The organism is Streptomyces sp. NPDC027189, assembly GCF_055566975.1.
This window is the reverse complement of the sequence record NZ_JBVHRI010000006.1, coordinates 448,690-468,574: the sequence shown is the minus strand read 5'-3', so window position 1 is coordinate 468,574 and position 19,885 is coordinate 448,690. Positions and strand designations below refer to the sequence as shown.

The window sequence follows — 19,885 nt, the reverse complement described above, 5'->3', positions numbered from 1 at the left end:
ACTGCCATGGACCGCTTCATCCCGAGAGAACCGCTGCGCCGTCTGGTCACGGTGCTGTCCCTTCCGTCGAAGCTGGAACCGGTTCTCCTGACCGTCACGGCCGCGGCCTTGACGGCCGGAGGGGTCTCCTGGCTGCTCGGTGCTGCCGACCTTGCCGACCTGTGCTGGGGACTCGGTACCGTCGTGGCCGTCGCGCCCGCGGTGGGCTGGGTGCTGGACGCGCTGCGGCACGGTCACGCGGGCGTGGACCTGATCGCGGTCCTGGCGCTCGGCGGCACCCTGGCATTGGGCGAGTATCTGGCCGGTGCCCTGATCGCGCTGATGCTCGCCACCGGCCGCACGCTCGAGGCCGCGGCCCAGCGGCGCGCCTCGCACGACCTGCGGGCCTTGCTGGAACACGCACCGCGCACCGCCCGCCGCCGCATCGGCACCGAGGTGCGTACGGTCTCGCCGGCCGAGGTGGCCGTCGGGGATCTGCTCGTCGTCGGTCCGGGCGAGGTCGTCCCCGTCGACGGGCGCGTGGTCGGCGGCACGGTGGTACTCGACGAATCGGTGCTGACCGGAGAATCCCGGAACGTCGAGCGCGGCGGGTCAGACGGTGCGCAGCGGATGCTTGTGGCCGTCGGCCCTCGCCCCCCGGCCGGCTGCGCACCGCGGGGCACGCGGTGCCGCCGGCTTGGGCCGTGGACGCGTGGATCACGCTGCTCTCCAGGGACGGCGACCTGGTCGCGATCCAGTGCGGCCTCGTCGTCCTCGCGGTCTTCGCGACGGTGCTCCCCACCCTCGCGTCGCTGGCCCTGCGGCACCGGCTCACGGCCGGTGAGGCGTGTTGAGGCTCAGTCAACTCCCTTGGCCGCAGCGGATTTCACGGCAGGCCGGACGGTCCTTCGGGCTCCCGCTGGGCGACCTACCGCGGGTGCCGTACGGCCCCTGGCAGCGGGCCCCCGCAGGCGTTTCGCTTGAAGTGTCGGAGGAGGTTGCCATGAACAACGAAGCCCCAGTTCCACGCCCCCGCGGGCGTCACCCCTTGGTGCTCACCGCGGCGGCGCTGACGCTGCCTCTCCTCGCCGTCGGCGCGTGCGGCACGGGCACAGGTCCGGATCGGCCGCAAGGCAGCGGCCGTCCGGCGGGGTCCCCGGCCGGCACGTCGACCTCCGGCGGTGCCTCCGGCACGCCCGCACCGTCGGGAACCACCAACACGGCACCGGCGGCCCCCGAACCCTCGGCGAGCACGTCGGCGGGAGCACACAAGATCCGCACGGCGGTGTACTTCCTGCACGGCGAATACGTCTCGGCCGCACCGCGCACCGTGACCGCTCCGGCCACGGCCACCGCTGCCGTACGGGAACTGCTGAGCGGCCCCGACCGCTACGAAGCGGACCACGGTCGCACCACGGCCATCCCGTCCGGTACGAAGCTCCACTCCGTCGTGGTCCGCGACCACGTCGCGACCGTAGACCTCTCCGGCCGGTACGACGACGGTGGCGGCAGCCTCTCCATGCGGGCGCGGCTCGCCCAGGTCGTGTTCACCGTGACCCGCTTCCCCGGTGTCCACGAGGTCCGTTTCGAGCTCGACGGCAAGCCGGTCGAGGACTTCGGTGGCGAAGGCATCGTCCTCAACGGCCCGGTGGGACGGGCCGACTTCGAGGACCTCTCGCCGGCCGTCCTGGTCGAGTCCCCGCTGGTCGGCGACACCGTCCGCACACCCGTCCGAGTCTGGGGCGGCGCCAATACGTTCGAGGCCGAGTTCCGCCTGAAGGTCACGGACACGACCGGCCGCACCTTCGCCGATGTCCAAGTCCGGGCCACATCCGGCACCGGAACCCGCGGGACCTTCGATGTGGCCTTCCCCTACAAGGCCGCCCGGACCGGCCCCGGTCTGCTGACCGCGTACTTCCTCTCGCCCAAGGACGGCACGCCTGTGATCGTCGACACCGTGCCGCTGACCGTGAACCGCTGACGCCGGTCCGCGACGCGCACCAGCCCCGACGCCCCTCCCGCGAGTGGGCGTCAGGGCCGTCCACGCCCGCCGACGGGACGGTTCACGAGAGTCGGGAATCTCTCGTCGTGAGCACCTCTTCGACGGGGCGTCGAGACAGAGGTCGGATACAGGGCGGGTACCCGAGGCGAAGAATCATCTGCGGGAACTCTCCCATGCTCAGCGTCCGGCGGATCTCTGCCCTGAGAGGCGGGAGTTCGAGAGGCTGGGTGTGGAAGGCCGCCATGACTCCGTGGGCTGCCGCGTACAACAGGACCCGCTCCAGGGCCTGACCGGCCCGGAGCCAGTCCGGCCGGTCATCGCGGTCCGTGCTCATCACGGCGACCAGTCCCGTCCGCGCGGGCCACCGACGGGGTGGCGCAGGGAACATCCGGGTGAGACCCGCGTAGTCCCGTCCGACGAGCGACGTGCAGTCCGGGTGCATGACGTCTGCGTCGGCGGGAACCCCGTCGCTCCGTGGCAGTGCGATCCGACAGGTCCACCGGGACTGCTCGGCGGCATACCCCGGATCGGTCCGGTGGGCATCCTCGCCGGCCTGGACCAGCTCGGCCAGATGCCGTCGACTCGTGCTGTCGTCGAGGCAGTGCAGGGTGGCGCCCTCACCGCGGGCCTGCTCACGCAACTCGTCGATCAGGGAGGAGGGCAGCGGCTGCGCCAGGAACGGCCCGTGCACGGTGTGCCGCCTGCGCAGAGCACCGTACATGCGTTGCTCGTCGCGGCTGGGCCGACCGTAGGCCCCCCAGGTCACCTGGGCCAGGAGCGACGAGTCCTGCGGGTGCGGGAAGGGCCGGACGACCGGGCTGAAGCCCAGATGCCGCATGGCGAGGCGGACGTTGAAGAGGGCCGCGCCGCAGCTGATGACCACTTCCCGGCCGTACGGATCGGTGAGCGGGAGTCGGCGGGTGAGGTCCGCGTGCAAGTCGATGCCCTTGTCCCGTTCCTCCGCGACGAAGGTCCAGGGCTGCGTGTTGTACACCGAGGGCGCGGTGACGGCCGCGCGGACCAGATAGGTGGACGCATGGCTGGGGGGTACGCAGACGAGGGTCATGAGCGGAGCCGCCCTTTCTGGAGAGCTTCCTGCCTTCATGGTCGTCTTCTCGCACGGGTGCGGGGGATGAGCCGCATGTCCCCCGCCTGGACCGAGCGGCCCGTGCCGGATGACCGGATGGCCGTGCCACGGCCGAAGCCGCTCGGCTCTGGACCGGCCGCGCTGAGCGGCGCAGGCTGAGGAGTAGTGAGGAACCGGCGCGCGGAAGTGATCACGATGGAAACCAAGCAGTGGACCGTGCAGATGTACATCTCGGAGGAAGGCGACGACACGCACGCGCGTGCCGTGCTGACCACCCGCGACACGTCGGCCGTCACGGGCAGGGGCGTGGCCCGACGCAATCCGATCGACCGGCCCATCCCCGAGATCGGCGACGAACTCGCCGTCAGCCGTGCCCTGGAGGACCTCGCCATCCGGCTGCACGATGTCGCTGCCGACGACATCGTGCAGTTGGCAGGCCCTGTCGCACCATGACAGCGCCTCCTCACCATCAGGGTCACGACGATCAAGGTCGGCGCGAGTGCTCGGTCCGGCCGGAGCTGTCCGCTCCCAGGACGGCCATCCGGCGCCGGTACTCGTCCTCGTCGATCTCTCCGCGGGCGAACCGCTCGGCCAGCAGCTGTTCGGGGGTGACCTCGGGGCGAGGGGGGTTCATGCCCGAGGAACCGCGGTTCAGGGTGCGGAAGAGCAGGACGGCGATGGCAACCAGCACTGCCCAGAAGACGATGAAGCTCAAGGACATCGCGAACCAGCCCCAGCCGCTCATGTCATTTGTGTTCCAGTACATCTCGGATCACTTCCTCGGATCTTGAGCGCCGGCGCCGAGCGGTAACTCCCGGGGCCCGTCCGGCACCGGCGCCGGGCGAACGCCCGTCAGTCGTGCGGGACCAGCGCGACCGGGCGGCTCACGTGGTGAATCAACGCGTGGGCGACCGGGCCGGTGTGCGAGCCGACCGCGGATCGACGCCTGCGAATGGCCCACCACCAGCAGGCCCGCCCCCTGCGCGGCCCGCACCAGGACATGGGCCGGGCGCCCCTCGTGCGCTTCCCTGGCCGCCCACTCGGCTGCGGCCAGGCTCTCGGCCGATCCATCGACTCCGACGGCAACGGGCAGAAGCATGACGGGCACCTCCAGCGCTCGGTCCACTTCTCGGTACAAGCGTGGCCCTGTGCCCGGCGCACGGACAGGGGCTACCAGGTCCTCGCCGAGGACCGTCCGACCCATGCTTGGCGGCGTGCACCCTCGGCCGAGTCGGTGATCACCCGTCGGTGTTGAAGCTCGGCGCGGGTGGCGGCGCCGTGCGGGAGTGGACGGTCACGGGCGCTCCTCTCACACGCCGACCGTCGGCCGATCACACGGGCTGCGGCACGATTGCCACCGGGCACTCCGCGTGGTGCAGCAGCGTGTGCGCCACCCGGCCGATCTGGAGGCCGAAGTGGCCCTGCGTGCACCGGGCTCCGACGATCACGAGGTCGGCGGCGGCCGAGCGGTTCTGGAGCACCGCGCGGGCCGGTCCTTCGACCGTCGTGCGGCGTACCCGGACACCCGGGTGGTCGACCATCGCATCGTGGAGCAGCGTGTCGAGCAGGGCGGACGCCCGCTCCTCGTAGAGGCGCCCCGGTTCCTCGGCCGTCGCGGGGTGGTCGGTGCTCTCGTGCGCCGGACGGCCCCAGGCTCGTACGACATCCAGCGTGCACGCGCGTGCCTCGGCCTCGTCGAAGGCGAACCGCACGGCCTCACCGCTCGTGGCGGGGTCTCCCGCGCCGAGCAGGATCCGCTCGTGCGTGCCGGCCAGGCCGGCCTTGTCGCCACGGACCACGATCACGGGGCAGTGCGCGCGTGCGGCCACGGCCAGGCCAACCGAGCCGAGCAGCAAGCCCTTCAGCTCTCCGCGACCACGCGATCCCGTCACGAGGACGGAGGCGTTGTTGCCCTCGCGCAGGAGGGCGGACGCCGCTTCCTCGGGGACGATGTCGGTGGAAACCTTCACGTCCGGATTGCGCCGTCGGGCGCGCTCCGCCGCCGAGCCGACGATGTGCTCAGCCATCACGCGCTCGGACGGGCGCTCCGGGCCGCTCGACGGTGTGGCCCCTTCGTAGCGCTCCCAGAGGGAGGCGTACACCAGGCGCAGTGGCAGACCACGCCGGGCCGCCTCGTCCACCGTCCAGTCGACCGCCAGGAGGCTGGAATCCGATCCGTCGACGCCCACGACCAGGGGGAGCTCCATCTTCCCCACCGCCTTTCGTCGGGCTGCCACGACGTGCAGCACAAGGGTCCACCCTCACGGTCGCACCGGGTGCCGGACGGGAGGAGAGGCAGTTCGGCCCCCGTCGGGGACGTTCGGCCCATGACGTTGGGCGTCGTCGGACACACAGGATGATTGCGCGGCCCGAGGTGTCCCGTAGTCCCAGGTGAGGGAGCGGGGAGATGAGGGAGCGGGGAGATGGCTGACGCCCCCCGGATCGTGGTCATCGGTGTCGGAAACGAGTTCCGTCACGACGACGGCGTGGGCTGGGCCGTGATCGCGCGCCTCAAGGAGCATGCGATCTTCCGCTCTTCCCCAAGCTCTCAACTCCGTTCGAGCAGCGCAGAACCCATCCCGCCCGGCACGGTCCTGGAGACCTGCGACGGTGACCCGGGGCGGCTGCTCGGGCTCTGGGAGAACGCCGATCTCGCCATCGTCCTCGACACCGGGCGCGCTCATCCGCCGCACCCCGGTCGCGTCCATCGCCTCGCCCCGGACGGCACTCGGCCGGTGCAGGCGGGGACGACCAGCTCGCACGGCCTGGGCCTCGGTGAGGCCGTCGAGTTGTCCCGCGTCCTGGGCCGGCTGCCGGGACGGCTCGTGGTGTACGCCGTCGAGGGAGCCGACGGGACCCTCGGTACCGGCCTGTCGGCCCCGGTGGCGGCGCAGGTGGAGTCGGCCTCCTCCGGGATGGGGCCGATCGGCCCTGGCGGCTGCGCGGTCCGCGTGGTCTGCTGAAAGTGACGGGAAGGACCCGACGAGACGCGGAGAAGCGGCCGGTGGTCGCGCACCGCGCAATCAGGATCCGCGAGAAGCGGGTGGAGCCCTTCCCGTCCTGCTGTGCCTGGGCCCGGCCAGGCAGCCGGTCCAGGTCCCGTGTCGGCTCGACAGCCGCGGGCATGACCGTTCCCGGAGGCAGAGGGCGATCACGCCTTGCGCCGCCGCGACCCTGTGTGTGGCTTCCAGCCTGCGGGGACGCGGGCACGACGCCCTGGGCCGAAGGGCCCCGGGACGGGTCCGGGCGGGCTGTGCCGAGCGGGCACGCGAGAGGGACATGAACCTCTACGAGCAGCGGCAGCGTCTGTCCGATGTCGCCAAGGCGAGTGGGGTGATGGCGGGGGAGCTCATGAGCACCCCCGCCATCACGGTGACCCCGACGCCACCTTGGCGCGGGCCGCGCGGATCATGGCTGTGAGACGCGTCAAGCGGCTGCCCGTGATCGATGAGTAGGGCATGTTGCAGGGCATCGTCAGCCGCGGCGATCTGCTGAAGGTCTTCCTGCGTCCGGACGAGGAGATCGAGGAGAAGGTCCGCCGCACGGTGATCGCCCACCTGTTCCCCGCGTTCAGCCACGCCATCCACGTAAACGTGCACGAGGGAGTCGTCGCCCTGCGCGGCACGATCGCCGACTCCTCGCTCATCTCGGTTGCCGCGCGTCTCATCCGCGCCGTGGAGGGCGTCGTGGATGTCGAGCCCCGTCTCACCGGCGAGTCAGCCGCACCGACCAGTCCGGAAGGCGCGTGGGGACGGGTCCGCATACGCGGTCGGGCGGCGCCCTCGGGCGGGCCGGACGGCGGTCTCGGGCGAGTCAGGGCTGGATGTCGAGTACTTCCGGCACCGGGCGGCGAGGCGTGTCGGGGCCCTTGGGTCCGTAGCCAAGGCGCAGCACCATCTGCACATGGCCCTTTCCCGAGACCGGGTCGCGCAGCGGCCAGCGCAGGTCGGTCCACTCCAGGGCTTGGGTGGCGAAGGAGCTGGACAGACCCTCGATGGTGGCCAGCAGCAGTACGCGTTCCATGGCCTGGCCGGCGCGCAGCCAGTCCTCCGTGCGGTCGTCGGCCGTACTGAGAAGGGCCAGTTGAGGGGACGCCTCGAAGTCGGTCGTGCTGCGCCCCGTCACTGGCTTGGCCCCGGCGAAGTCGCGCATCGGGGCCTTGCCGCCACGCTTGCGCGGCCCGAAGGCGTACGCCGGGATCCCGTCAGGAGGCGTGCTCCCGGACGGGGTGTCCAGGCGGATCCAGGCGGCCAGGTCCTCGTCGCTGCCGCGGTCGGTCAGATTACGCGCCTCGCCCTCCTCGACCAGTTCCAGCACCTCCTGCAGGTGCCATGAGGTGGGGAAGGCCAGGATGGCGCCCTCACGGCGGGCGGCGTCGCTGAGCGCCGTGCGTACCGCCTCGGGGATCTTCGTCTCGTCGAACGGGGAGCGGCTGGTGTGCCGCTGGTGAATCGCCGGATACAGCGCGGCGAGGTCGCTCTCACCACGTCCGGGGCCGGTCAGCTGCACGGCCGCGAGCAGCGCCGGATCGGTGGGGTCGGGCAGCAGCCGCGTTGCCGGGTACCAGCCACCGTGGACCACCGCGACCCGCAGATTCAGCAGCGCGGCGGCGCAGCCGAGGTGGAGGCCACGGGTGTCGGGATCGGAGTGCGGCATGACGCGGTCCAGGTCAGCGCGCACGTGGAAGGTGCGGCTGCCCTGGAAGTAGCCGAAGCGCCACGGCTGCGCGTTGTGCATCGACGGGGCGGCGACGGCGTCCTGGACCAGGGCCGTCACCCGCTCCTCGGACGGTGCTTGAGGGAACACCCGAGCCTCCCTTCGTGAGTCGGCGGTCCCTGGGGGACAGGACCGTTCTTCGGTTGTCGCGGGGATCCCGGGGCGGGACCGCTCGCCGGTTGTCGCGGGGATCCTGGTCACGGAGTGCGTGCCCTGCGAGCGGCGGTCACATGGCCACTCACTCGTCGACAGGACCGATGCGGCGCCCCGTGAGGCGCTGGATCTGGATCCACACCCACATCTCCCGCTCACCCCCCGCCCACGGCGTGGTGTGAGCACGCTCGGCCAGTCGGCGCACGGCGTCGGGCTCCGTGACCACCCGCGCGGGACCGACGACGAGCACGCTCCAGCCCTGGCTCATCGCGTCGTCCACGTGGTCGACCTCGAAGGCGACTTCCACTCCCACGGCCGCCGCGGCCACTGAGTCGGGCGCGGTCCGGAAGGCGATCGCGTCGTCGATGACCTCGTAGTTCACCGGGACCACCGCCGGACCATCGGGTGTCGACACCGCGATGCGGCCCACGCCGTGCGTGGAAAGCCGCGCCCGGCATTCATCCGAGCTGAGGTCCCGCAGTTGAGGCTGGAGAAGCGCCTGACCCTGTCCGGGCGGCAGATCCATGCCACCGCCGCGCAGAACTGCGACGCTGGTGCCCAGCGCGTCGGCCAACCTGATGAGAGTCGCCAGGCTCGGATCGGCCGGCTGTTCTTCGAGGTACGCCAAGTAGCCCGGCGCCATTCTGGCGCGTCGGGCCGTTTCTGTCCGGCTCAAGCCCTGCCGCTCGCGCTCGGCGGTCACGCGCCGACCGATGTCGCCGGGGTTGGGTGTCCCGGGCGGCGGAGTCCTGTCGGACGCGGCACCTGCCTCGCCCAGGCCCGGCCGGGGCGGTGCGTGGTTCCCATTGCTCCCAGGCCCGTGCTCAACATGACGGACATGGGCGTCGGGCCCGGGGAACACCAGCGTCACGTCGTCCGTATCCGACCAGCGCACGTCGTAGGGAGGTGTTCCATCCGGATGGTGAAGTCCGACGATCTCGCCGTCGCGCCTGGTGGCGCCGGTCGTCGGGCTTTCAATGACGATGTGATCGCCGAGGTGAGCTCGCATGATCGCCACCGCTTCCTCAAAATGTTGCTGTACCCAACGTGCCACGCACGGGATGCCGCCGCATGCGACGCGGCGGACGAGACGTGAACTCCGGCCCGCTGTACCCCGCACAGGCCTCGCCCGATGTGGCGGGTGTGCCGCCGGACCATGCCGACGCCCTCTCCGGGGCGGCAGCGCGCCCGCCCTCGGGGACGGAGCTGCTGCTCACATGGGCCAACCGGCGACCTGGCGGGTGCGCGACCCGGTCCCGGGCGCGCCCAGGCCTTCGATGTCGCGCTGGGCGGCATCCACCAGCTGCTGGGCGAGGTCGCGCATCGCCCGGCCGGCCGCCAGTTCGTCACCGAGCTCCGGCACGTACATGTCCGCCGGGTTGCAGTGCGCCACCCCGCGTCCAGTGAGCGTCGTGGCTCCGGTGTCCAGTACCACTCGTGCCTTCGTCGTTCCCTCGTCCTCAAAAAGGTGGAGACGGACCTTCCACTCCACGGTGTGCGGCATCGCTTTCCTCCTCACCTCGGTACGGAACGATGCGATCCGGATGTGCTTCGTTCCAGGCTCCGGGGCCCCGCTCGTAGGGGCGGTGTCCCCTCCTCGATCCGGCGACGGACCTGGCCGGCGAGCATGCTCAGGCGCTCGGAGACCGTCGCTCGCGGCGCGACGGGGGCTCGGATCCGCCGGGCCACTGGTGGCAGCTGCGCCAGATCAGCGGCGTATCTCTCCCGGCTCTCGTCCAGAGTGGGGCGCTTGCCCGTGCGCCGTCCGTCCCGCATCACGGTCTCCAGCAACGGCCTGCCACCGTCGGTCGGTCGCTCGTCGACAAGGCCGATCACGTCGGCGTATCCGGCACGACGGAACACCTGTTTCCGCCCGGGTGCCGTCACTTTCGCCGAGGAGAGTTTCATCACCGGGCGACCGTCGTACTCCACCAACTTATAGGCGGAATCCAGATACGGGGCATCCGCCGAGACACCCACGCGGGTGCCGACGGCGTAGGTGTCGATCGGCGCGCCGGACCGGATCAGTTCGTCCACGGAGTACTCGTCGAGACCACCGCTGGCGACGATCCGTACGTCCGGCAGGCCGGCGGCGTCGAGGACGGCTCGCGCCTGTACCGCCAGGGCCCCGAGGTCGCCGCTGTCCAGCCGGATCGCCGAGCCGGGCCCGCGGTCGAGGTCCCGCAGTACGCGCGCCGCGACGTGGACGCCGGTCTCGGTGTCGTAGGTGTCCACCAGCAGGGTCACCGGGCCGGGGTGGGCCCGGGCGAAGGCGCGGAAGGCCTCCTCCTCCGTCGCGAATGCCTCCACGAACGAGTGGGCCATCGTGCCGACGGCGGGCACGCCTTCGGCGGTGGCCGCGGCCACGTTGCTTGTCCCGGCGAAGCCCACCATCGCGCTCAGCCGGGCGGCCTGGTAGCCGGCCTGTGGGCCGTGGGTGCGCCGCAGGGAGAAGTCCACGATCGGATGTCCGGCGGCGGCGAGCACGCATCGCGCGGCCTTGGAGGCGATCGCCGTCTGATGGCTGAGCTGATTGAGCACATACGTCTCGGCCAACTGCGCCTGCGGAAGCGGAGCGGTCACCTCCAGCAAGGGCTCTCCCGCGAGCACGATCCGCCCTTCCGGCACCGCCCGCACCTGGCCGGTGAACTCCAGGCCGAGCAGCGGGTCCAGATCGCGGGACGGCCGGTGCAGCGCCGCGGCGAAGGCATCGATGTCCTCGGAGCCGACGCGAAGACCGGAGAGGTAATCCAGGGCCGACTCCAAACCTGCGGCGACCAGAAATCCCCGGTCGGAGGGCAGGTTGCGGACAAAGAGGCTGAACGTCGCCGGCCCGGTCATCCCCTCCCGCAGATACGACATCGCCATCGTCACCTCGTACAGGTCGGTGGTCGTCGCATCGGACATCACCCTCACCTCCTCGGCACCGGAGCGGCCCGCGGCCTGTCACCGGCGGAAGCGCTCCGACCAACGGGGCTCCACCAGGTCCCACTCGGCGGCCCACTGCGCGTACCTTCTGCGGTCCAGCAGCTGGCGCATGCCCGCCCTCGCCGCGAAGACCCCTCCGGCCACCGCGATCGACGTCATGCCGCCCACCATCAAGCCGGTAGCCGTCGCGTTGCTCGCGCTCATCGGTGGATCGGTGACGGTTCCCTGCCTGTCCACCCAGATCCGCGCGGTCGCGCCCTTGGTCGCGCCCGACTTCACGAGTGCCGTTCCGGTCCTTTCCCTGCCGTCCCTGTCGGTCCATCGAACGTGCGCCGATCGCATGGCGCCGTCCGCACCCTTTCCTGCTCCCTCGGCGTCCGAAGTCAGCCGGGCGGTGACCTCGTGCCGCTCCGCCGACTCCGCTTGCACAGTGCGCTTCACGGACTCGTACACCGTCAGCCCGGCACTCAGCGAGGCCACCGGCAGTCCGAGGGCGAGTACCAGCATCAGGAGGCGGAAGAACCAGGACTCGATCCTGTCGGACGTACGCCTGAGCGGGTTCGCGCCCTTGGACGGGAGCTCCCGGTGCGGCGGGCGGGCGCTGGACGGGTACTCCGAGCCTTGTGCGCTCATGGCCTGGCCTCCAGCTAGCGCTGGTCAGTTCCTCTACCACGATCAAGCAGCCGGCATATCCCGGTCAAAGGGCCGAACGTCCTATTGCTGCGACCACCTGGTCCCCATGGGCTCCGCTCTCCCCCATCGGTGACCGTCATATCTGCGGAACGACCACGGCCGGACACGGCGCGTGATGCAGTACCGCGTGGTTGACGAGGCCCAGCTGGAGACCTACGTGCCCACGTCGCCTGCGGGCTCCGACGACGAGCAGGTCGGCGCCTGACGCGGCTTTCAGAAGTGCCTCCCGAATCGGCCCCTCGAACACCTGGCGGCTCACTGAAACGTTCGGGTACCTCCCCTTGGGGGCTCGCAGCGCGTCGTCCAACACCTGCGTCGGCGGACGCCGGAGGGCCTCCGTGACGTACCCGGACGCGGGCGGAGGCTCGGAGGGAGCACCGCACGGGGCATTCCAGGCGTGCACCGCCACCAGCCGACAGCGCCGCACATGTGCCTCTCGAAAGGCGAACCACACTGCCGTGCCGCTTCCTTCCCCGTCCTCGACGCCGACGACGACGTTCCCGAAGCGGGCGTTCCGGTAGTCCGCCCCACCGCGCACCACGACGACCGGGCAATCGGCGTGCGCCACCACGGCCAGACCGACCGAACCCAGCAGCAGCCCGGCGAGATCCCCGAGCCCTCTGGACCCGAGCACCAGCGCGAAAGCGTTGCGCCCCTTGCTGACAAGTTCGGACGCCGCGTCCCCCTGCAGCACCTCACTCGACAACCGCACCGTGGGAGCGCACTTCCTGGCCCGCTCCGAGGCAGCGGCGATCAGGTCGGACGCCTCGTGGTCCGGCGCCGCCGCGTGCAGGAGGTGGAGCGGCACGCCATGTCGGACCGCCTCGTCGGCGGCCCAGTCCACCGCCTCCAGGCTCGCCTGGGACCCGTCGATACCGACCACCAGGGGAATCGCCACTGCTCTCGCCTCCTCCTCGTGCCGGACTCCACACGTTGCCGAGCCCTGCCACGCAGGGGCCCGCATGCGCCGCGGGGGACTTTGGGGTACTCCTCGAATGAGAAGAGGCCGTCCTCGGCATCCCGGCGCAGTCTGGACGAGAGGACTCGTTCACCGTCGTTCCAGCTTCGTACGAGACGGAGGCAGTCGCCATGGAGCCAGCCATTACCGTGGGCCTCGACGGCTCACCCGAGAGCCTTGCCGCCGCCCATTGGGCCGCCGACGAAGCCCAGCGGCGCAAGCTCACGCTGCGCCTGCTGCACGCGTGGCCCATGCTGGTGCCCGAACCGACCGGCGTCCCCTCGGAAGTGGATCAGAACTACTGGGCCAAGCGGATCGTCCACAATGCGCGGGCGGAGCTCCAGGCACGCCACCCGGGACTTTCCATCGTCGGCAACCTGGTCGCGGACGACGCCCAGGACGCACTGCTGCAAGCGGCCTCGGAGTCCGAGATGGTCGTACTCGGTTCGCGAGGGCTGGGGCCCGTCGAGAGCTACTTCCTGGGCGACATCAGCATGCCCGTGGTGGCACGGGCCGAGCGCCCGGTCGTCCTGGTACGCGCCGAAGCGCACGAAACAGGGCCGCAGCCCACTCCGCGCACGGCGGGCGCCGTAGTCGTGGCGCTGAAACTGCACGGCCCGTGCGAGGACCTGCTCGAATTCGGCTTCGTCACCGCCGCTGCGCGGAACGTGCCCCTTCGGGCCGTCCACGGCCGGAGCCTGCCGGTCCACGCCTACGTTCCCTGGGGCATCGACCACGACGTGACCGAGGAGATCGCACAGGACGCTCAGAAGCAGCTGAACCAGGTGCTCCGCCCGTGGCGTGAGAAGTTCCCCGATGTGCAGGTGGACGACGTGGTCCGGCTCGAAAGCCCCGCCAAGGCCGCCGTGCGGGATGCCGGGAGCGCCGGGCTGCTGGTGGTCGGCCGACGCAAGCACCGTCCGCCCTTGGCATCGCGCCTGGGCCCGGTAGCCCAAGCCGCCGTCCATCACGCGCGCTGCCCGGTCGCCGTCGTCCCTCATGACTGAGCGGAACCACAGCAGGGAGCCGGTGGAGGCGGTGCCTCAGGCCGACGCCTCCGTGCTCCGTGCAAGCGCCGGCCTCGACTCGCCGCCGCTGCCCCGCGCGGAGGTGCGCGAGACCCACACCGCGGTCGTGTTCTTCGCCGGCGACCGCGCCTACAAGGTCAAGAAACCGCTCGATCTGGGGTTCCTGGACTACACCACCGTTGCGGCTCGACGGACCGCGTGCGAGCGGGAGGTCGCACTCAACCGTCGCTTCGCCCCCGATGTCTATCTGGGCGTGGGGGAAATCCGCAGCCCGGACACGGACGTGCCCGAGCCCGTCGTGGTGATGCGGCGCATGCCGACGGAGCGCCGCCTCTCCCAATTGGTACGAGGAGGGGGCACCGTCGACGACGTCCTGCGCGCTGTGGCCCGGCTGCTCGCCATGCGTCATGCGGACGCGCCGCGCAGCCCAGAGGTGGCCGAACAGGGCACTCGCGACGCCCTGTCGTCGCGCTGGGAAGCCAGCTTCACACAAGTCCGCGCGCTGGCCGACGACAGCCCGGTGCCCGCCGGTGTGGAGGAGGTCGAGCCGCTGGTACGCCGCTACCTCGCCGGGCGCGAACAGCTCTTCGACACGCGCATCGAGCAAGGGCGGGTGGTGGACGGCCACGGCGACCTGCTCACCGAGGACATCTTCTGCCTCGACGACGGCCCTCGCGTCCTGGACTGCCTGGAGTTCGACGACCGCCTGCGCTACGTCGACGGCCTCGACGACGCCGCATTCCTGGCCATGGACCTGGAACAGCTCGGTGCGCCTGAGGCCGCGGCGTTCTTCCTCGCCCAGTACAGCGAATACTCCGGCGACCCCGCACCGCCTTCCTTGTGGCACCACTATGTCGCCTACCGTGCCTTCGTCCGCGCCAAGGTCTCCCTGATCCAGGCGCGTCAGGGCGCGCCCGGCGCGCAGGTGGCCGCACGCAGGCTGGTGATGACCGCGCTGCGCCACCTGCGCACCTCCGCCGTCGGCCTCACGCTCGTCGGCGGGCTGCCCGGCAGCGGTAAGTCCACACTCTCCGGTGCGCTGGCCGATCGCTTGGGCGTCACGCTGCTCAGCAGCGACCGCCTCCGCAAGGAGCTGGCGGGCATCCCGGCGGAGGAGTCCGCAGCCGCCGACTACGGCGAAGGGCTGTACACGCCGGAGTGGACCGCCAAGACCTACGCGGCCCTTCTCGATCGCGCATCCGCCCTGCTGTCCGCCGGCGAGTCCGTCGTCCTGGACGCCACCTGGTCCCATGCGGGGCAGCGCGAAGCCGCCCAGCACACGGCCGAGCGCACCAGCGCCGACCTGGTGGCCCTGCACTGCCAGGTGCCGGGCGACGTATCGGTGGCCCGCCTGAACACCCGTGGTCCCGGGGCATCCGACGCCGGCGTCGACGTGGCCACCGCCATGGCAGCCGCGGAGCCGCCGTGGACGGAGGCCGTCACCGTCGATACCAGCGGCCCCCTGGAGGCCGCGGTCGTCCAGGCCCTGGCGGCCGTACGCCCGTACGGCACCGGCCAGGCCCCGGTCTTCCGCCGCCCCTATATGGAGCCGGACTGATACATGGAGCCGGACGGGGAAGATACATGGAGCCGGACGGGGAAGAACGGCGATGCCGTCGACGGCGCCACGGTCCCGGTTGCCCTCAACTCGCTCGAGGGCGACGGTGGAGAGGGGTAGCGAGGGAGTGAGCACCGTGCGAGCACTCGTCTACCACGGCCCCCAACAAACCTCCTGGGACACGGTCCGCGATCCTGCGATCGAGGAGGCGACCGACGCGCTCGTGCGTGTCGACGCAACCACCGTCTGCGGCAGTGATCTGCATATCCTGCGCGGAGACCTCCCCGAGGTGAAGCCCGGGACGGTCCTGGGCCACGAGGCCGTCGGCGAGGTGATGGAAGTCGGCCGCGAGGTCCATACCGTGCGCCCCGGGGACCAAGTGATCGTGTCGTCCGTCTCGGCCTGCGGCCACTGTCAGTTCTGCCGGGCCGGTAGGCACGGACAGTGCAGCGAGGGTGGTGGATGGATCCTCGGGAATCTGATCAACGGCACACAAGCCGAGTTCGTACGTGTGCCCTTCGCCGATCACTCCACCTACCTGCGGCCCGCGGGCCTGGCCCTCGATGACGCGGTGCTGCTCGCGGAGGTTCTCCCCACCGCCTACGAGGTCGGGGTGCGCAACGGACACGTGGGGCCAGGAGACACCGTCGTCGTGGTGGGTGCGGGTCCCGTAGGGCTCGCCGCGGTCGTCACCGCGCGGATCTACTCGCCTCGCAGGATCATCGCGGTGGATCTGTCTCCTTCCCGGCTGGAAGCCGCCATCCGCCTGGGCGCCGATGCTGCCGAACTGCCCGGACGGTTGATCGCCGACTTGTCCGAGGGCCCCGGAGCCGACGTGGTCATCGAGGCCGCCGGCGATCCGGACAGCTTCGTCCTGTGCACACGCGCGGTGCGCTCAGGAGGACACATCGCCAACATCGGCATGCACGGCAGACCGGCGACGCTGCATCTTGAGGCTCTCTGGCGCAAGAACGTGACCATCAGCACCGGTCAGGTCGACGCCTCCTCCACGCCTTGGCTGCTCGACCTGGTGACATCCGGACGCCTGCCCGTCTCTCAGCTCGTCACCCACACCTTCGGCCTCGACCGGATGGGAGATGCCTACGAGGTCTTCGCCCACGGCAGCGACACCGGCGCCCTCAAGGTCGTAGTGCATCGCGAGTGAAGCGCCCGGGCCGAGAGCAGCCGTGAGCGGGGCTGGTCGGTCCCGCGGCCAGGACCGTTCGGCCCTGCGACTCGCCGGGCGAGCAGGGGTGCCATGGAAGTGGGCCGGGGCGACCGAGGACCGCACCGTCAGGCGCCTCAACAAGCTGGCCGACCTCCTCGTCGGCCGCACCACTTGAACTTTCCTTCCACACCACGGAGTTGATGCCCCTGTCGAAGCGCACCCGCAAAAAGAAGGCCCGCCGCAAGAAGAAGGCCAACCACGGCCGCAAGGCCGGCCAGCGCTGACCCCATCGGCGGGCGGCGAGACGAGAGGAGCTTACGAGCCTCGTCGCCCCGCCCGCCCCCCGTCACTCACTCACGGAGGCGTCGATGATCGAACTCGCGCCCCGCCAACTGCCCGCCCTCACACGCTGGTTCCCCGCCGGCGCCCCAGGCCCGGCCACCATCGGCGAGCACGTGCTCACCACTGGCGTCGGCCGCTGGTGGGCGGACCGAGGGGACCAGCCGCGCGTCATCGCCGTTTCCTGCGCCGGCCATGTTCTGCTGCGCGGCGCCCCTGACACACTCGACCCCGACGACCTTGCGCCCCTGGCGCCCCTGGCGAACAGCCACGTCGAAACCCCGCCCGCTTCCTGCCGGCCCCGGCGCGGCTTTCGACCGCCTCACTCCGTGGGAGCGGATGGTGTGGACTCTGCAGGCCGAACCGCAACCCTGCACCGTCCCCCGCGGCGTGGCCGTGCGCCGCCTCGAACCCGCCGACACGGACGCGCTACTCGCACTGGGCCCCGACGCGGCCTGGATCCATGCCAGTTGGGGAGGCCCGCTGGGTCTCGCCGCCTCCGGCCACGGCTGGGCGGCCGTGGATCGGCACCGACAGGTGCTGGCCATCGCCTGCACGTACTTCCGCGGCACCCGATGGGGTGCCCGCCGCTCAACCGAGAACAGAGGAAGAGCGCCATCCACGCCGGCCAGCGTGCTCGGCCGCTGACGTGGCGGGTAGGCTTCAACAACCCGACCGTTGCCAGGAGAAGCAGCCCGTCTACGGACAGCGGCCACAGCGTGGCGCTCGTGGCATCCGCACCGCCCTGGAGAGCACATGCCCGCTGGTGAATACAGGAGGCGTACGCCGCCACGGACGCGACCGACAGGGCACATCCACTCCGCACCCATGTCCCTACGTCAGCCGCACGAGGACGCTTCCTGCCGGGCCTCTCAGGAGCCTTCATCGGGCATCACCGGCGATGCGGCGACGCCAAGCCACCGCGACCGTAGTCGAACCCCCCAGCTCACGGGCTCTTCGGCGGGTTGTCCATGCTGAGGGAGCCCCTGGAGCGGATCGGCCGCTACCGTCTGAACCGGCGCCTGGGCGCGGGCGCCTTCGGCGTGGTCTGGCTCGCCCACGACGACGTGCTCGAGGCGGACGTCGCGGTGAAGGTGCTGTCCGAGAACTGGGTCGACCACCTGGACATCCGGGAGCGCTTCCTCTCCGAGGCCAGGCTGCTGCGCCGCGCCGACTCCAACCGGGTCGTCCAGGTGTACGACATCGGAGAACTGCCGGACGGCAGGCCGTACTTCGTCATGGAGTACGCCGACGGGGGCACCCTCGCCGACCGGGTCGAGTCCGGACCGCTGCCCGTGGCCGAGGCCCTGCGGCTGACGGCCCTCGCGGCCCGGGGAGCGGCCGCACTGCACGAGGCCGGCATCGTGCACCGGGACATCAAGCCGACCAACGTGCTGCTGCGCACCTCGCCCGGCGGAGGCGACCGGGTGCTCCTCGCGGACCTCGGCCTGGCCAAGAGCCTGGCCCAGGCGTCCGGGCTCACCATGGCGGCGGGTTCCGCGGGCTACACACCGCCCGAGCAGGCCGAGCCCGGCTCCGGGATCGATGCGCGGGCCGACGTCTACAGCCTGGGTGCCCTCGGCTACCACCTGATCACCGGCTCGGTCCCCGGCCCGCCCGGCAAGGTCGTACGGCCCGACCGGCTCCGTACGGATCTGGCCCCCGAGGTCCAGCGGGCGTTGCTGCGCGCCATGGAACCCGACCGGGAGCGGCGCTGGCCCACGGCGGCCGGTTTCGCCGCGCAGCTGGAGCGACTGGCCGAACCCGGCGCGGCCCCCGGACCCCCTCGGCGCCGTCGGACGGTGTTGATCACGGTGCTGGCCGCCGCTGTCGTGGCCGGCGCCGTCGGCGTCACCGCCGCGATCGTGACGCGCGGGCCCGACGCAAAGACCGTCCGGGTCGAGGACCGCACCGGCCGGGTCACCGCCGAGGTGCCCGCCGCGTGGGGCCACCAGCTGCGCGACTCCGGGTGGAATCCGCACACCCTGGGCCTGAAGGACACGAAGGAACCCGGTCTGGCGGTCGCGGACGACCTCGCGAAGTGGCAGGACCTCGGCGCGCGCGCCAACGGAGCCTTCATCGGCCTGAGCGAGCACGGCGACGTGACGGCCGAGGTCCGCGCGATCGCGCACACCGGATGCCATTACGACGGCAGCCGCACCTACGACGGCGCGCACTGGCACGGTCTGATACGGACCTGGCACGGCTGCCCCGGCAGCGACGGCACCGTCACGGAGACGGGGCTCACTCCGGCGGACGGCGCCGAGCAGCCTCAGGTGTACGTACAGATCCGCCAGGACGGCGGCACTGACGCGACCGACCGCCTGCTCGGTTCGGTACGCGTGGGAGCCTGACGGAACTCGCCCGCCGATTCCGTGAACTTTTCTCCGTCCCGGTGCATCGGAGTGTGATGACGGGGCACAACGCGCCGTGCGCACGTGTCAGGACGCGTGCGGTGATTCTCAAGGAGTGGTGACATGGCGACCTTCCGGCGCGGCGCGGCGGACACGGACCGGCTCGGCGCGGTTCCCGCACCCCGCACTTCGACTCCCGCCCGGCGGGCGGCGCTGCTCGCGGGCGTCGCGCTGCTGGGCCTGCTCACCGCCTGCGGTACCGACACGCCGCACAGTACGCCGCAGAAGCTGCCCGGCACCGCGGAGCCGGCCTCGGGTGACCGGACCACGGACACCGGTGCGAGCCCCACGGCCGACACGACCGGAAGTCCCGCCACGACGGGATCCGCTGCGACCGGATCCGCTGCGACGGCGGGATCGGCCTCCGCGTCGTCCGGGAGCGGCTCGACCGGCACCCGCTGCCACACCTCCGAGCTGCGCGCGTCGGTGGGCAACAACGACCCGGGCGCCGGGCAGGAGAACTTCCCCGTCGTCCTGACCAACAGCTCCGGACGCACCTGCACCCTGCGCGGCTACCCGGGAGCGGCCTTCATCGACGCGTCCGGCAAGCAGCTGGGCCCCGATCCGCAGCGCTCCTCGGGCACGCCCACCACGATCACGCTGGCGCCCGGGCAGAGCGCGTGGGCAGGGCTCACGTTCTCCAACCCGGAGATCAGCGGGGCCCGTACGGCGACGCCCGCCTCCCTCCTCGTGACACCGCCCAACGAGAAGGACTCGCTCAAGGTGAAGTGGACCCAGGGCAAGGTGCCGGTGTCCGGCAACGCCTCGTCGGTGTCCTTGACGGTCGTCCGCGCGGGCACCGGCACCTGACCCGTCGCGCTCCCCGCACTCCCCCGCCCCGCCGCCTGTCCCGCAGGTCGGC

General features: G+C 71.4%; 20 protein-coding genes and 2 pseudogenes. 12 read left to right on the top strand and 10 right to left on the bottom strand.

Annotated elements, in window-relative coordinates:
• Positions 1-6: 6 nt before the first annotated feature.
• Together ACZ4RZ_RS18210 and ACZ4RZ_RS18205 are read left to right on the top strand one after the other, a co-directional pair.
• Positions 7-963, top strand: a complete 957-nt coding sequence (locus ACZ4RZ_RS18210; RefSeq protein ID WP_467745661.1) for a P-type ATPase actuator domain-containing protein — start codon at positions 7-9, stop codon at positions 961-963.
• A gap of 19 nt (positions 964-982) precedes the next feature.
• Positions 983-1,960: a GerMN domain-containing protein gene (locus tag ACZ4RZ_RS18205; RefSeq protein WP_467745660.1), complete on the top strand. Its 978-nt coding sequence runs from the start codon at positions 983-985 to the stop codon at positions 1,958-1,960.
• A gap of 82 nt (positions 1,961-2,042) precedes the next feature.
• Here ACZ4RZ_RS18205 and ACZ4RZ_RS18200 read toward each other — a convergent pair whose 3' ends face one another.
• Positions 2,043-3,047, bottom strand: coding sequence for an Acg family FMN-binding oxidoreductase (locus tag ACZ4RZ_RS18200; protein ID WP_467745659.1), 1,005 nt, complete (start codon positions 3,045-3,047; stop codon positions 2,043-2,045).
• Between the two features lie 216 nt (positions 3,048-3,263).
• Between ACZ4RZ_RS18200 and ACZ4RZ_RS18195 the strand changes: the two genes are divergently transcribed.
• A complete protein-coding gene (locus tag ACZ4RZ_RS18195) occupies positions 3,264-3,521 on the top strand; it encodes a DUF1876 domain-containing protein (RefSeq protein WP_467745814.1) in 258 nt (85 codons plus the stop codon).
• 31 nt (positions 3,522-3,552) lie between these two features.
• Here ACZ4RZ_RS18195 and ACZ4RZ_RS18190 read toward each other — a convergent pair whose 3' ends face one another.
• Together ACZ4RZ_RS18190 and ACZ4RZ_RS18185 are read right to left on the bottom strand one after the other, a co-directional pair.
• The gene (locus ACZ4RZ_RS18190; protein ID WP_467745657.1) at positions 3,553-3,834 is read right to left on the bottom strand and encodes an SHOCT domain-containing protein; all 282 of its coding nucleotides are present in this window, start codon (positions 3,832-3,834) and stop codon (positions 3,553-3,555) included.
• Positions 3,835-4,399: 565 nt separating this feature from the next.
• Positions 4,400-5,275, bottom strand: coding sequence for a universal stress protein (locus ACZ4RZ_RS18185; RefSeq protein ID WP_467745812.1), 876 nt, complete (start codon positions 5,273-5,275; stop codon positions 4,400-4,402).
• A gap of 216 nt (positions 5,276-5,491) precedes the next feature.
• Between ACZ4RZ_RS18185 and ACZ4RZ_RS18180 the strand changes: the two genes are divergently transcribed.
• Both ACZ4RZ_RS18180 and ACZ4RZ_RS18175 read left to right on the top strand, forming a co-directional pair.
• Positions 5,492-6,031, top strand: a complete 540-nt coding sequence (locus tag ACZ4RZ_RS18180) for a hydrogenase maturation protease (RefSeq protein WP_467745655.1) — start codon at positions 5,492-5,494, stop codon at positions 6,029-6,031.
• 313 nt (positions 6,032-6,344) lie between these two features.
• Positions 6,345-6,802 (top strand): annotated as a pseudogene (locus tag ACZ4RZ_RS18175) (CBS domain-containing protein); the annotation flags it as partial.
• A 79-nt stretch (positions 6,803-6,881) separates the two neighbouring features.
• Here ACZ4RZ_RS18175 and ACZ4RZ_RS18170 read toward each other — a convergent pair.
• The 6 genes from ACZ4RZ_RS18170 to ACZ4RZ_RS18145 form a co-directional block, all read right to left on the bottom strand.
• Positions 6,882-7,874 (bottom strand): Acg family FMN-binding oxidoreductase, encoded by a 993-nt coding sequence (locus tag ACZ4RZ_RS18170; RefSeq protein WP_467745654.1) that lies wholly within the window; start codon positions 7,872-7,874, stop codon positions 6,882-6,884.
• A 148-nt stretch (positions 7,875-8,022) separates the two neighbouring features.
• On the bottom strand, positions 8,023-8,946 hold the full coding sequence (locus ACZ4RZ_RS18165) for a pyridoxamine 5'-phosphate oxidase family protein (protein ID WP_467745652.1): 924 nt from the start codon (positions 8,944-8,946) through the stop codon (positions 8,023-8,025).
• A gap of 204 nt (positions 8,947-9,150) precedes the next feature.
• Complete coding sequence (locus tag ACZ4RZ_RS18160; RefSeq protein ID WP_467745650.1) at positions 9,151-9,441, bottom strand: DUF1876 domain-containing protein; 291 nt, start codon at positions 9,439-9,441, stop codon at positions 9,151-9,153.
• An 11-nt stretch (positions 9,442-9,452) separates the two neighbouring features.
• On the bottom strand, positions 9,453-10,844 hold the full coding sequence (locus tag ACZ4RZ_RS18155; protein WP_467745648.1) for a nicotinate phosphoribosyltransferase: 1,392 nt from the start codon (positions 10,842-10,844) through the stop codon (positions 9,453-9,455).
• Positions 10,845-10,883: 39 nt separating this feature from the next.
• On the bottom strand, positions 10,884-11,498 hold the full coding sequence (locus tag ACZ4RZ_RS18150; protein ID WP_467745647.1) for an Rv1733c family protein: 615 nt from the start codon (positions 11,496-11,498) through the stop codon (positions 10,884-10,886).
• A gap of 136 nt (positions 11,499-11,634) precedes the next feature.
• Entirely contained in the window at positions 11,635-12,456 is an 822-nt protein-coding gene (locus tag ACZ4RZ_RS18145) for a universal stress protein (RefSeq protein WP_467745645.1), read from the bottom strand.
• A gap of 191 nt (positions 12,457-12,647) precedes the next feature.
• On the opposite strand from ACZ4RZ_RS18145, the gene ACZ4RZ_RS18140 reads away from it, so the two are divergent.
• From ACZ4RZ_RS18140 to ACZ4RZ_RS18120, 5 genes are all read left to right on the top strand, one after another.
• On the top strand, positions 12,648-13,523 hold the full coding sequence (locus ACZ4RZ_RS18140; RefSeq protein ID WP_467745643.1) for a universal stress protein: 876 nt from the start codon (positions 12,648-12,650) through the stop codon (positions 13,521-13,523).
• A gap of 103 nt (positions 13,524-13,626) precedes the next feature.
• Complete coding sequence (locus ACZ4RZ_RS18135) at positions 13,627-15,102, top strand: bifunctional aminoglycoside phosphotransferase/ATP-binding protein (RefSeq protein WP_467745810.1); 1,476 nt, start codon at positions 13,627-13,629, stop codon at positions 15,100-15,102.
• Positions 15,103-15,238: 136 nt separating this feature from the next.
• Positions 15,239-16,267 (top strand): alcohol dehydrogenase catalytic domain-containing protein, encoded by a 1,029-nt coding sequence (locus tag ACZ4RZ_RS18130; RefSeq protein WP_467745641.1) that lies wholly within the window; start codon positions 15,239-15,241, stop codon positions 16,265-16,267.
• Positions 16,268-16,470: 203 nt separating this feature from the next.
• Entirely contained in the window at positions 16,471-16,554 is an 84-nt protein-coding gene (locus ACZ4RZ_RS18125; RefSeq protein ID WP_467745808.1) for a 50S ribosomal protein bL37, read from the top strand.
• 394 nt (positions 16,555-16,948) lie between these two features.
• Complete coding sequence (locus ACZ4RZ_RS18120; RefSeq protein ID WP_467745818.1) at positions 16,949-17,257, top strand: hypothetical protein; 309 nt, start codon at positions 16,949-16,951, stop codon at positions 17,255-17,257.
• Positions 17,258-17,270: 13 nt separating this feature from the next.
• Here the strand turns inward: ACZ4RZ_RS18120 and ACZ4RZ_RS18115 are convergent.
• Positions 17,271-17,495 (bottom strand): annotated as a pseudogene (locus ACZ4RZ_RS18115) (DUF2637 domain-containing protein); the annotation flags it as partial.
• 85 nt (positions 17,496-17,580) lie between these two features.
• On the opposite strand from ACZ4RZ_RS18115, the gene ACZ4RZ_RS18110 reads away from it, so the two are divergent.
• Both ACZ4RZ_RS18110 and ACZ4RZ_RS18105 read left to right on the top strand, forming a co-directional pair.
• Entirely contained in the window at positions 17,581-18,963 is a 1,383-nt protein-coding gene (locus ACZ4RZ_RS18110) for a serine/threonine-protein kinase (RefSeq protein ID WP_467745639.1), read from the top strand.
• A gap of 123 nt (positions 18,964-19,086) precedes the next feature.
• A complete protein-coding gene (locus ACZ4RZ_RS18105; RefSeq protein ID WP_467745638.1) occupies positions 19,087-19,833 on the top strand; it encodes a DUF4232 domain-containing protein in 747 nt (248 codons plus the stop codon).
• Positions 19,834-19,885 lie beyond the last annotated feature (52 nt).

Coding starts and splice junctions, on each gene's coding strand:
- ACZ4RZ_RS18210 (WP_467745661.1), top strand. CDS start 7: ATGGACCGCTTCATCCCGAGAGAACCGCTGCGCCGTCTGGTCACGGTG.
- ACZ4RZ_RS18205 (WP_467745660.1), top strand. CDS start 983: ATGAACAACGAAGCCCCAGTTCCACGCCCCCGCGGGCGTCACCCCTTG.
- ACZ4RZ_RS18200 (WP_467745659.1), bottom strand. CDS start 3,047: ATGACCCTCGTCTGCGTACCCCCCAGCCATGCGTCCACCTATCTGGTC.
- ACZ4RZ_RS18195 (WP_467745814.1), top strand. CDS start 3,264: ATGGAAACCAAGCAGTGGACCGTGCAGATGTACATCTCGGAGGAAGGC.
- ACZ4RZ_RS18190 (WP_467745657.1), bottom strand. CDS start 3,834: ATGTACTGGAACACAAATGACATGAGCGGCTGGGGCTGGTTCGCGATG.
- ACZ4RZ_RS18185 (WP_467745812.1), bottom strand. CDS start 5,275: ATGGAGCTCCCCCTGGTCGTGGGCGTCGACGGATCGGATTCCAGCCTC.
- ACZ4RZ_RS18180 (WP_467745655.1), top strand. CDS start 5,492: ATGGCTGACGCCCCCCGGATCGTGGTCATCGGTGTCGGAAACGAGTTC.
- ACZ4RZ_RS18165 (WP_467745652.1), bottom strand. CDS start 8,946: ATGCGAGCTCACCTCGGCGATCACATCGTCATTGAAAGCCCGACGACC.
- ACZ4RZ_RS18160 (WP_467745650.1), bottom strand. CDS start 9,441: ATGCCGCACACCGTGGAGTGGAAGGTCCGTCTCCACCTTTTTGAGGAC.
- ACZ4RZ_RS18155 (WP_467745648.1), bottom strand. CDS start 10,844: ATGTCCGATGCGACGACCACCGACCTGTACGAGGTGACGATGGCGATG.
- ACZ4RZ_RS18150 (WP_467745647.1), bottom strand. CDS start 11,498: ATGAGCGCACAAGGCTCGGAGTACCCGTCCAGCGCCCGCCCGCCGCAC.
- ACZ4RZ_RS18140 (WP_467745643.1), top strand. CDS start 12,648: ATGGAGCCAGCCATTACCGTGGGCCTCGACGGCTCACCCGAGAGCCTT.
- ACZ4RZ_RS18125 (WP_467745808.1), top strand. CDS start 16,471: ATGCCCCTGTCGAAGCGCACCCGCAAAAAGAAGGCCCGCCGCAAGAAG.
- ACZ4RZ_RS18120 (WP_467745818.1), top strand. CDS start 16,949: ATGGTGTGGACTCTGCAGGCCGAACCGCAACCCTGCACCGTCCCCCGC.
- ACZ4RZ_RS18110 (WP_467745639.1), top strand. CDS start 17,581: ATGCTGAGGGAGCCCCTGGAGCGGATCGGCCGCTACCGTCTGAACCGG.
- ACZ4RZ_RS18105 (WP_467745638.1), top strand. CDS start 19,087: ATGGCGACCTTCCGGCGCGGCGCGGCGGACACGGACCGGCTCGGCGCG.